Here is an 11,834-nt window from a genome sequence, read left to right as displayed (position 1 = left end):
GTACTTTGTGTAAGATTGGCAGTCCATTATTAAGTTTTTTATTATGTTCCCTTTGTACACCGTTGCAAACAATGTAAACGAGACTTTGTAAAAAGAATGGAAAAGTTAACTTTTAAAATCTTTTGAGCTGTGTTTACAAATTCCGTTTACAGACAGGAGAGGAGAAGAAACTGATGAAACAGGGAAGATTAGGATATAACAGCAGCAATGAAAGATATGGATTATTGTCATCGGACTTATGGATTGATACAGGATTTCACTGTGGAGAAGGTCTGGAAGTATTAGTGGATGACAAGTGGGTCAGACCAGAATGGAGATGAACCTGGCAAGGGAATGGTATCTGGTGGGGACACCGTATTGTGGAAATCTGGAATATGTGCAGGCAAGGATACCGGAGTAAATAGCCCCGCAGGGCGCAAGGGTACTTTTGATGGACGGTACGGCTGTCGAAAGTGCTTTTGCATTACTTTTGACAAAAGCAACAAAACCGCCGTATCCGGCGAAAGTTTCTTAAATATCGCCATGTCTGGCGTAAATAAAAATTATGTGCCATATCTGGCACTCAAACAGAGAAGAGGTGAGAAAGTTTATGATGAAACGAACAATCAGTGGCATGATCGGAGTCGGTTCATTGGCTCATAACAGACGGGATTTTGTAGCAGAAAATGTAGACCCGGACAGAGTACAACTGAATATTTGTTACCAGAATGAAAATCTGAAAGAAGTTTATAAAGAACTGTTTGATGATGCTGTGGAGAGATACAATGTTGGAAAAAGAAAAGACCGGCAGATCGCAAATTATTATGAAAAAATCCGACAGGGCAAACAGGAGAAGCTGTTCCATGAAGTGATATTCCTATTCCAGATTGGTAATCGTGAGGATATGGCAGTGGGAACGTCAGAAGGAAATCTGGCTGTAAAGGTACTGGACAAATATGTGAAAGACTTCCAGAAACGGAATCCGACACTTCGGGTATTTAGCTGCTATCTGCATCAGAACGAAGCTACTCCGCATCTGCATATTGACTTTGTTCCTTATGTGACCAACTGGAAGGGAAAAGGAATGGATACCAGAGTTTCACTGAAACAGGCATTGAAAAGTCTTGGATTTCAAGGTGGAAATAAGCATGATACAGAACTGAATCAGTGGATAAATCATGAAAAAGAAGTGCTGGCGGAAATCGCAAAGCAGCATGGAATTGAATGGGAACAGAAAGGCACACATGAAGAGCATCTGGATGTTTACAATTTCAAGAAAAAAGAACGTAAAAAGGAAGTGCAGAAACTGGAACAGGAAAAAGAAAATCTGACAGCGGAGAATGAAGGATTGACTTCTCAGATTGGAGAAGCAAGGGCAGATATTAAGCTACTGGAAGAAGAAAAAATTCAGTTCCAGAAAGATAAAGAGACAGCAGAAAAACGTGCGGAGAAAGCAGAAACGGAATTGAAAAAACTGGAGGACAGAAGAGCATTCCTGCAACCAGTGATGGATAATGTCAGTAAGGAAATAAAAGAATATGGAATGATCAAAACATTTTTGCCGGAAGCTACAGCATTGGAACGTGCGGTAACTTACCGGGATAAGAAAATAAAACCATTGTTCATCGAAATGAAAAATAAGATTGGTGCGATGGCTGCTCAGGTGAAAGAACTCACAAGAGAAAGAGATAGTTGGAAAAGTAAGTTTCAGAAGAAAAAGCAAGAGCATGAGAACACAAAAAAGGAACTGGCAGAAGTTCAGAAAGATTATCAGAAATTGTCCGGTGAGAAAGAAATACTGCAGGGACTCGCAGACAGATATAACCGACTTTTACGCATACTTGGAAAAGATATGGTAGAACGACTGGTGCAGGACGATATCCGAATGCAGGCGGAACTTGAAGCGAAAAAACAGAAAGAGCAAATGCCGAAAAAAATAAGTGATCGCATACCGTGGGCGAAAGAACGAAGTGAAGAACACAATGCACAAATTAAGAAGAATAAAACAAAGTACAGAGGAATGGAGTTGTAAGAATATGAAGAAACAAATTTATGATGAAAAGAACGGACTGAGCTACACATTGCATGGAGATTATTATCTGCCGGATTTGGAAATCAATGAAGAAAAACCTACATATGGAAAATATGGAATAATGCGAAAGCAGTTTCTGAAGGAACACAGGAGTGCCAGGTATCAGTATCTGGTATTGACTGGTAAACTGACGGAACATCTGAATCAGGTTGATAAGGAAGTGAGAGAAGAAGTTGAGATACTGATGGAACAGATGGCTGAACAGTGGGGTGTGACGGAGGGATTGAAGATGCAGGATCAGATGGAATGGGTGAGGAGGATGAATAACATCAAGAATGTTGCGGAAGAAATGGTGTTATTGGAAATGTTTTATGTATAAATAATACATGTAAGAGAAAATCAAATATGGTAAAGGCACGTTGATTAAAAAACGTGTCTTTTTTCTGTTTGTAGGGAATTGAATAGTGGCTGTTAGTTTGATACAATAAAATGGATTATACGGTATTGAAGGTGAGAAAATTATGCCGACGAAAGAACCACGTTTTCATGGTGAAGTTACAGAAAAAAGCCATAAGAATATGAGTAAGATACGTGGAAAAGATACAAGTATAGAGGTTGTGCTGAGAAAAGCACTATGGCATAGAGGATTTCGTTATCGGAAAAATTATAAGGAATTACCAGAAAGGCCGGATATTGTGCTGACGAAGTATCGTATTGCAATTTTTTGTGATAGTGAGTTTTTTCATGGAAAAGATTGGGAAATACTGAAGCCAAGATTAGAAAAAGGGAAAAATCCAGATTATTGGGTTAAAAAAATAGAGCGGAATATCCAAAGAGATGAAGAGAAGGATCAGCAATTAAATTTTATGGGGTGGACCGTGATACATTTCTGGGGAAAAGATATTCTGAAAGATACAGAACAGTGCGTTAGAATGATAGAAGAGACAATATTTGACCAGAAATTGGAAGAAGTAGACGATGAAGAGGAAATGTAATGATGAATTATTTGGAAGAATACGATGAAACGGATCCTATTTCAATTGAAACATATGCAAAAAGGTTGATTGGAAAAACATTTGCGGATGTGTGCAAGCAGGATGATATCACTAAAGCTATGGTTGTCAGGGAGGCAACAAATTATGAGGTAAAGCACGAGAATAAGAAGCGAAAAGGTGGTTTGGGAGAACTGATAGAAGAGAGATTCTTTCACTATCAGACGAATAATGACGCATGTCCGGATTTTGATAAAGCAGGTGTAGAATTAAAAGTAACACCGTATAAACAAAATAAGAATGGAACACTGGTAGCCAAGGAAAGGTTGATATTGACCATGATTGACTATTTTTCAGTTGTTGATGAAACGTTTGAAGATAGTCATATGTGGCAAAAGGCCCGATTGATTTTATTGGTGTATTATTTGTATCAACAAGAGATAAAGAACCGGTTAGATTATCGTATTGGATATGTGAAGCTGTTTGCACCACTGGAGCAAGATATAAAAATCATAGCACATGATTTTGAGGTTATTGTTGAGAAAATCAGAAATGGAAAAGCTCATGAATTATCTGAAGGGGATACTCTGTATCTGGGAGCGGCACCAAAGGCAGCAACGTCAAAGGATCGAAGAAAGCAGCCATTTAGTGATGAAGTAGCAAAACCACGGGCGTTTGCATTTAAAAATTCATACATGACATATGTTTTAAATAATTATATTATTCCAGGAAAGAATACATATGAGCCAATCATTAAAGAAAATGCAGAAGATTCTTTTGAAGATTATGTTGTGCGAAAAATAGATGCTTATTATGATTGGTCAGTTACTGATTTATGTGATACATTTCATATTGAGTATCAGAAAAAGCCGAAAAGCCTGGAAGCAATGTTGGCATATCGGATGTTAGGAATAAAGGGAAATCATGCGGAAGAATTTGAAAAAGCAAATGTTGTAGTTAAAACCATACGTATTGAGAAAAACAACAAAATAAAGGAAAATATGTCATTCCCAACTTTTAAATTTAAAGAGTTGGTTAAGGAAGATTGGGATGACTCCACATTTGGAAACTATTTGCGTGAAACAAGATTCCTTTTTGTTGTATATAAGTATGATCAACAGGGAGACCTTCGGCTGAAAGGATGTCAGTTTTGGAATATTCCTTATAATGATTTGGAAGGTAATGTAAAATCAGTGTGGGAAAAGACACAAAAAGTACTCCGTGATGGTCTTCAGATAGAAAAGAAAAACGGAAAGAATTATAATAATTTTCCAAAAGCATCAGAAAATCCGGTATGCCATGTAAGACCTCATGGAAAAGATGCTAAAGATACTGATGAACTTCCAGATGGAAGAATGTTCACGAAACAGTGTTTTTGGTTAAATAATAGTTATGTTTTGTCACAGTTAGATAAAAAATTGATAGAGGAGTAATTTATGGCAGGAAAAAAAACGATTGCATATCCAATAGAGTTGAAATTTGTCACTCGAACTCCATACTTTTTTAATGGGGCAAAAGACAAATATGATTTACATAAAGATGAGATAGATAATATCTTACATTTGCTTGAGGGAGAATATCAGGTAGGATATGTAAAAAGAAAACGTAAGTTTCCTCATGGTATAAATGCAAATTCGTTAAATGAAGCAATCAGAGCTAAATTAAAATTGATACCGGGAATTGAAGGGGAAACGAATGTTGTTTTTGGAAGCTTTTTACCGCCGGTATCTGGAAAAGGAGAATTTGATTTTTCACGATATGATAAATTAACAAATTTTTATCGTTTTTGGAATTACTGTTATGGTATAAATGCAGCTAGAAATGGACAAGAAATATTTGATCAATATATTAGGTCTCCAAAAACAAAACAAGATTGGGAAATGTTTATTGAGGTTCAACATCCGAAAAAATATGAAGAAGAATTAGAAATGCCATCAGATATATTTAATATTATTGGCGAAATCCAATTTGGAAATTGGGCAATGGTATATAAAGATATGTTTAGACTGGTTTCTGCAATAAATAAGCAAGCAGAAATCGGTTTGTACATTTATATTGTTGCGGCTGATAATTTGAAAAAATTAATGAGTGACGGTGTTGTTAGCTTAAATGATGCTTATAGGCGGTTTAAAGAAAATATTGAAAATCATAATATTACAAAGCCAGTTATGATAGTACCATTGGATTTAGATTTCAATGTAAATGAATATGATTTTTCAAGTGCTGAGGCAGGATACGAGCATGTATGTGAACAGATTCGAAAGTTAGAAGATAAAATCTCGAAGAATAAAATTAAATTAAAACAACTTAAAGGTATGCAAAAAGAAACGAAAAGTGAAGTGGAAAAAACAAAAAAGAATATTTTAAAAATTAAAAATGAAAACAAAAAATGTGAGGATGAATTATTAAAGTTGAAAAATTTATATCGGAATCAAGAAGAAATAGAGGAAGAATAAAAAAGGATCTTTACAATATGTTAAAAATGATATAATATATATAAGAACGATCGTTCGAATAAGAGAAGAAGAGGTAAGAAAAGTGAAGAAAACAGTTTGCGAATTGTTTGCCGGAGTAGGTGGCTTTAGATGTGGACTTAATAATATAAGAACAGCGGAAGATTATGGTAAAGAAGAAAAATGGGATACAGTTTGGTTTAGTCAGTGGGAGCCGGCAGAGAAAAGTACACAGTACGCACATGACTGTTATGTATATCGATTTGGAACAAGATTAGATAAAAATGGTGAAGATACTACGAACTACAATATTGAAGATGTGGATAAAACAACACTTCCAGACTTCAATTTGTTGGTCGGAGGATTTCCGTGTCAGGATTATTCAGTAGCATCGTCGTTGGCTACGTCTAAAGGACTTGAAGGGAAAAAAGGAATTCTGTGGTGGTCGATACGTGAAACATTGGAAGCAAAGAAACCACCATTTGTATTATTAGAAAATGTAGACAGATTATTGAAATCCCCAGCTAAACAAAGAGGTAGAGATTTTGGTGTGATTCTTGCATGTTTTAGAGATGAAGGTTATACCGTAGAATGGCGAGTGATTAACGCTGCGGAATATGGATATCAGCAGAGAAGACGCCGAACATTTATTTTTGCTTATAAAAATGATACAAAATATGCGGATAGAATTTTGAAAGAAATTCAGTATACTGAGAAATTGGAAGAAGATAAAAAAATAGAATGTATGGAAAAGGCAGTTCTGGAAGATGGATTTTTCGCAAAAACATTTTCTGTAAATAGAGCGGAAAATGCTAAGATGAAAGTTAAGGAATTTCCAGCAGAAGTGGGAGAAGTATCAGATACATTTCAATGTGTATTTGAAAATTCTGGAATAATGAAGGAAGGAGTAATCTATACAATAAAAACTGTACCGAATTATCATGGAAAACAAATAACATTAGGAGATGTTATGGAGACTGGAGAAGTCGAAGAGCAGTACTTCATTCCAGAAGAAAAATTATATTATACAGATTCGTCTGTGACACATAGTGATGAAACAGAGCAACGTCTTCCAAAAGAAGATAGGCAGACTTGGCAGTATCTGAAAGGTGCAAAAAAATTGTTGCGTACAAGTTCTACTGGTCATGAATATGTATTCTCTGAGGGTGCAATTTCTATGATTGATCAAGAGGACAAACCAGCACGTACAATGCTCACATCAGAAGGTGGATTTAGTAGAACTACGCATATTGTGAAAGACAAGATGACTGGAAGAGTAAGATTGCTTACAGCTACAGAAGCAGAACGTATTCAGGGATTCCCTACTGATCATACGAAATATTGCCTGGTTAATAATGAAACAGTGGAAATGCCACTAAGAAAACGTAGATTTATGATGGGAAATGCGTTGGTGGTTAATTTGGTTGAGGATATGGAGAAGACGTTGGATCAGATATTTGAGAATGAATAACATTGCTAGTGATAGGAGAAGGTTGAATTATGGCATTTGAGGCAAAAGATGAAACGGTTGGAGAATTATTAAATAAAGTTGTTTTTTCGGTTCCAAGAAATCAGAGAAGATATGTATGGGAGAAGGATAATTGGGATGAGCTGTTAGAGGATATACTTTTCTCATGCAGGTCTGGAAAAAAAGCACATTTTTTAGGGAGCATTGTTTTAAAGGATGAAGGCAAAAAAGAAGGTATAGCTAGATATACTATTATTGACGGACAACAAAGGATAACAACAATTACGTTAATATTGATAGCAATAATGAAATTATTTGTTGAGAGAAAAATGCAGGACGAATTTTTGGGAACCATTGATTATGTGATGACCACGAACAACAGAAACCAAAAAATGCCGATATTAACTTCGGATTATCATTTGTCTTTAGAAAAAATTACAAATAGAATAGTAGAGCTTAACAGCAATGAAAATATAACAATAGATGCATTAGTGAATTCATGCATATTATCACCAGCTAAAGATAAGAAAATTGGAGAAGCGATTAAATTTTTCTATAAATCAATTCATGATGAATTAGAAAAAGAAAAAGATAATGCGAATGAAAAACTTTTAGAAATAAGAGACGCAATTATTGAAATGGTTTTGGTTAGTATTATTTCGTCAACAGAAGAAGATTCTTACACTATTTTTGAAATATTGAATGCGAGAGGACAAGAACTGGAACAGTATGAGTTGTTAAAGAATTATATAATGAGATATATTGAACCAGTAGAAAATAGAGATTCCGCAAAAGAAAAATGGGAAGAGATGGAACGAGAGTTAGGCGCGTACATAAAGAAATTTATAAATCAGTATGTGTGGCATAAATATGGCATTATTGATGGAATGTCAACATATCGCATAATACAGAAAAAAACTAAGGGAACAAATGTCAATAATCTGTTGGATGACATATTAGTAAAGGCAAAGTATTATTGTAAGTTTATAAAACCAACAATAGGGGATGATGGGAATTGTCTAGATTATGAATTTAGAATATATTCTTTCTTTAAAAGCAAGAGACAAGAGCAATTCAGACCATTGTTATTAAGCTTGTTACATCAAAGGGAATTAGGAAAATTAAGTGAATCTTTGTATAAACAGACTTTGGAATATTTATATAATTTCTTTGTATGCTATACTATTATTGGAAAGGAAAAATCTAATAATTTGCGTGATACAATAATTGAATATGCTTGTACACTTGAAAGTGACTACTCAGATGAAAAGTTATTAGAGTTTGGTGGAATATTGAAGAAAAAAATACCAAGCTATGAATGGTTTGAAATGTCGTTTAACAATTTGGGCTGGTCCAATCATACAGAAATTTTTAGAAATTCCAAAGATAAGGAAAGAGTAAAGTTAACATTGGAAATCATAGAGAAATTTGTCTCGCAAAGATTTGGTATTACTGAATTTACAATAGAACATATTTTGCCGGATTCACAAGGAGAGGCTAACGCTCATATAGGTAATATGATACCACTAGAAAGCAGATTAAATGGATTATGTAAAGACAAAAAGTTGGAAGAAAAATATGATTTGTACGAGCAATCGAATTTTAGTACAGCAAGAGGGATAAAACAGCGTTATGCTGGAAAAGAATTTAATCCTTCGCAAAGAACAAAATATTTGGCGAAATTAGTTTATAATAATATATTGGAATTAGAACAAATAGGTAATCAGGGCAAAAAGAAAAAACAGTGATAACACCATGATAACAAAATCTTCAAAAACCACACGGACACAGCGAAAAATTCGCATTTTTTGGCACAAAATGAACGAAAAATAACCATTTAGCCTCTGCAACACGCCATTCTGATATCGTGAAGGCGGACGTACAGTAGGATCAGGAAAAGTTGCTACAATCATTGAGTAATTATAATCTGTAATCAGAATATTAACTCAAATATAAGGGGCTGTCGGTTAATACCGATTTTTAGGCTCTAAATCTCAAAATACGAATCTCCTTTAGAAATCAGTGTTTTTCGCACCTGATCTTCTATGAGAGATTCGTATTTTGTCTTTTTCGTATGTATTTTTGGGCACAAAAACCCCTCAACCTGCATATTTAAACGTACACATTTTCTAAGCAACTGTTTCTTCGATTTTTTTCTCAAATTTTTGGATTTTTTCATGAAGAAAACGATGGTATTTATTTATATTTCTTCCAATCGCATACAGCATGAATTCTTTATATACTTTTTCGGATGTCCGGTAATTGAATCGGCGGAAACTGTCATTTTCTTTAATGTCTCCAAAATGTCCCTCTGTCTGGATGGAACGAATCTGACGATTTAAGATCCCTTTCTCACTCTGGATGTTTTTATGGGATTCTTCTTTCAAAGATTCCCATTGTTCGTTGATCTTCATCACTTTATTTTTCTCTCTATCTTTTTCGGCATCATATTTATAGAGACATTTTGCTTTATGTTCACAACCACTGCAGTCTGCACATCCATACACTTCAAAGGTTTGTGTATAACCAGTCTGTGCTTTTGTTTCTGTTCGGATATGATGCAATTCTCTTCCGTCATGGCAAATATAATACAACTCATCTTCAAATATCTGCGTTTTCATGTTGTAATACTTTCCGATTTCTTCTGTATACGCACGTGTTTTCCGTTTTTCATGATCCTGCAGCTTGATATAGCTGGAGATTTTATGTTCTTTTAAGTACAGTAGGTTTCTTTCGCTGCAATACCCGCTATCTGCTGTCACTTCCTCAAGAATATCCCCAAATGCTTTTTGATGTTTTTCCAAAACCGGAATCAACGCATTATAATCTGTCCGATCATTGCTGACATAAGTCTGGACAATGAAATAATTCTCTACTGCAATCTGAACATTATATGCCGCTTTTAATTGCCCGTTCAGCATATGATCCTCTTTCATCCGCATAAAAGTAGCTTCCAGATCTGTTTTGGAATAACTGTTTCTGTCTGTTCCCATGATCTCAAAACACTCTTTATATCCCATAAGACGTTCACCACAGGCTTCCAATTCTTCGTAAAGCTGCTGGATTTCCGATTTTCTTTTTCCTTTTCCATAAACAAATGTAATCTGTTCCTGTTCTGCTATCTGTATCAGATTTTTTTGGAGCTTCAGTATCTCCAACGGAGAACAATTGTCAATCTCTATGATTGTATTATTGGATAACTTTTTATGTTTTGTCAGTTTTCTTTTTCGGTTCTTTTCAATGACATCCCGTACTTTCTCCATTCCTTCGATCACGAATATATGTGCATGGGGAATGTCATATTTGATGCCATACTCATTTTCATCAATCAAAACGTTATACTTTTGATACAATAAATCAATAGTATCCAGTAGTCCTGCAAGATGATAATTGATTGTTCCTCTCCAGACAAACGTATAACGGTTCGCATTGGCTTCTATTTTTGTACCGTCAATAAAAAGATTTTTTAGTGTGATGAATCCTTCTTTTTGCAGGCGACGAAGAAACTGATAATTCAGCTCATCCAGTACATCAGCGGTCAGTTTCTTATTCTTGAAGTCATAAAAAGCATCCCGTTTCGGCTTCTGACCTTTCGTAAGCCAGATAAAGGCGAGATCTCTTTCACATAATTCTACAATACGGTCAACAGCTCTTATCCCACGCATGTTTGCGTAAGTAACTACAGCATACATCATGATTGGGTTGTACCCGGTTCTTCCCTTATCAGAACAATTGGCTAATAAGCCAGAAAAATCTAACTCCTCCATCACTTTTTTCAGGGTATAGACTGGATCGTCGTCTGGTAAACACAATTCGAAGAAACTGAAGTTAATTTTCTGTTGCCCTAATTCAAAAAAATCGTTATAATAGTCTTTGTTTAGCATAGTTCCATTATAACATGGAACGGAGAAAATGATGGTTGTCGTTAGCCATCTTTTTCTCTTTTTATGGAAAAGTTTCAGGGGCAGGTTTGACTCATACAAGTCAAATCTGCCCCTGTTTGGAACTATCATTTCCCGACAGCCCCTTTATTCTTATTTTTGTTTTTGGTGATTTCTCCATTCTCTTGGGGAGACACCGTATATTGTTTTGAAGGCACGAGAAAAGTGCAGCTGATTCTCGTAGCCAACAGCAGAGCCGATTTCTGCGATAGAAAGTGATGTCAGCTTTAGCAATTCGGCAGCTTTTAACATTCTGTAATGCATCAAAAATTCCTGAGGAGAACGTCCGATGGATTTCTTAAATATTTTCCCAAAATAACTTCGATTAATTCCGCAGACAGAAGCGATCTCTTCGATGGAAATATCGTTTTGAAAATTCTGCTCAATATAGTGGATAGCTTCTTTAATGTAATAGTCGCTCATTTTGCTTGAAGAAATAGATTCGGTCCGTTTCGAGGACTGGATTAAATAATCAAGAAAGAGATATAAATGTCCGATCAAATGGAAAGGAGATTCCTCTGTATGATGTGTGATGTAGAGCATTTCTTTCATCATTTCTTCCCGCAGATCTTTTGAGTGAGAGCGATAAACAGGACTATCCGGGGAAAGAGCGGTTACTTGAAGCATTTCTTTTACTTTCAGACCATCAAATTCAATCCAGACATATTCCCAGGGAAGTTTTTCATCAGCATAGTAAGTTGTGATCTGTCCTGGAAAAATGAGAAAGCCCTGTCCGCTTTTGATGGAATACGTCTGGGTAATCCCTTTTGTATCATCGGCCATCAGTGTTCCGGTTCCGGAAATAATATAGTGGAAAAGATAGTGGTTTCTGGCCACGGGACCAAAGGAATGACCGGGGTCACACTGTTCATATCCATACTGATACATACCAAGATCAATAAAATTTTCATGGGGAAAAATATGAAAAAATATATTGCTCATAATGGCTCCTTTCAGCAAATATACCTT

The 11,834-nt window shown here is 35.5% G+C and carries 9 protein-coding genes and 1 pseudogene; 8 read left to right on the top strand and 2 right to left on the bottom strand.

The window, feature by feature from the left end:
• Positions 1-173: 173 nt before the first annotated feature.
• The 8 genes and pseudogenes from KFE17_09565 to KFE17_09530 all read left to right on the top strand — a co-directional run bounded on the left by KFE17_09565 (position 174) and on the right by KFE17_09530 (position 8,672).
• A pseudogene (locus tag KFE17_09565) lies at positions 174-400 on the top strand (DUF5348 domain-containing protein).
• 144 nt (positions 401-544) lie between these two features.
• Positions 545-2,011 carry a plasmid recombination protein gene (locus KFE17_09560; protein ID QUO31129.1) on the top strand — a complete coding sequence of 489 codons (1,467 nt, stop codon included), beginning with the start codon at positions 545-547 and terminating at the stop codon, positions 2,009-2,011.
• A 4-nt stretch (positions 2,012-2,015) separates the two neighbouring features.
• Complete coding sequence (locus KFE17_09555) at positions 2,016-2,390, top strand: TnpV protein (protein QUO31128.1); 375 nt, start codon at positions 2,016-2,018, stop codon at positions 2,388-2,390.
• Positions 2,391-2,532: 142 nt separating this feature from the next.
• Positions 2,533-3,006, top strand: coding sequence for a very short patch repair endonuclease (locus KFE17_09550; protein ID QUO31127.1), 474 nt, complete (start codon positions 2,533-2,535; stop codon positions 3,004-3,006).
• Positions 3,007-3,008: 2 nt separating this feature from the next.
• The gene (locus KFE17_09545; protein ID QUO33684.1) at positions 3,009-4,436 is read left to right on the top strand and encodes a restriction endonuclease; all 1,428 of its coding nucleotides are present in this window, start codon (positions 3,009-3,011) and stop codon (positions 4,434-4,436) included.
• A 3-nt stretch (positions 4,437-4,439) separates the two neighbouring features.
• Positions 4,440-5,459, top strand: coding sequence for a hypothetical protein (locus tag KFE17_09540; GenBank protein QUO31126.1), 1,020 nt, complete (start codon positions 4,440-4,442; stop codon positions 5,457-5,459).
• A gap of 82 nt (positions 5,460-5,541) precedes the next feature.
• Entirely contained in the window at positions 5,542-6,927 is a 1,386-nt protein-coding gene (gene dcm / locus KFE17_09535; protein QUO31125.1) for a DNA (cytosine-5-)-methyltransferase, read from the top strand.
• A 29-nt stretch (positions 6,928-6,956) separates the two neighbouring features.
• Positions 6,957-8,672 (top strand): DUF262 domain-containing protein, encoded by a 1,716-nt coding sequence (locus tag KFE17_09530; protein QUO31124.1) that lies wholly within the window; start codon positions 6,957-6,959, stop codon positions 8,670-8,672.
• A gap of 381 nt (positions 8,673-9,053) precedes the next feature.
• Here KFE17_09530 and KFE17_09525 read toward each other — a convergent pair whose 3' ends face one another.
• Both KFE17_09525 and KFE17_09520 read right to left on the bottom strand, forming a co-directional pair.
• Positions 9,054-10,808, bottom strand: a complete 1,755-nt coding sequence (locus KFE17_09525) for an IS1182 family transposase (protein QUO33683.1) — start codon at positions 10,806-10,808, stop codon at positions 9,054-9,056.
• A gap of 150 nt (positions 10,809-10,958) precedes the next feature.
• Positions 10,959-11,807, bottom strand: a complete 849-nt coding sequence (locus KFE17_09520) for an AraC family transcriptional regulator (protein QUO31123.1) — start codon at positions 11,805-11,807, stop codon at positions 10,959-10,961.
• Between the last annotated feature and the right edge of the window lie 27 nt (positions 11,808-11,834).

The sequence above is a fragment of the Faecalicatena sp. Marseille-Q4148 genome (assembly GCA_018228665.1).
In the GTDB taxonomy this organism is placed as follows: Bacteria; Bacillota; Clostridia; order Lachnospirales; family Lachnospiraceae; genus UBA9414.
This window is presented reverse-complemented; position numbering and strand designations above follow the sequence as displayed.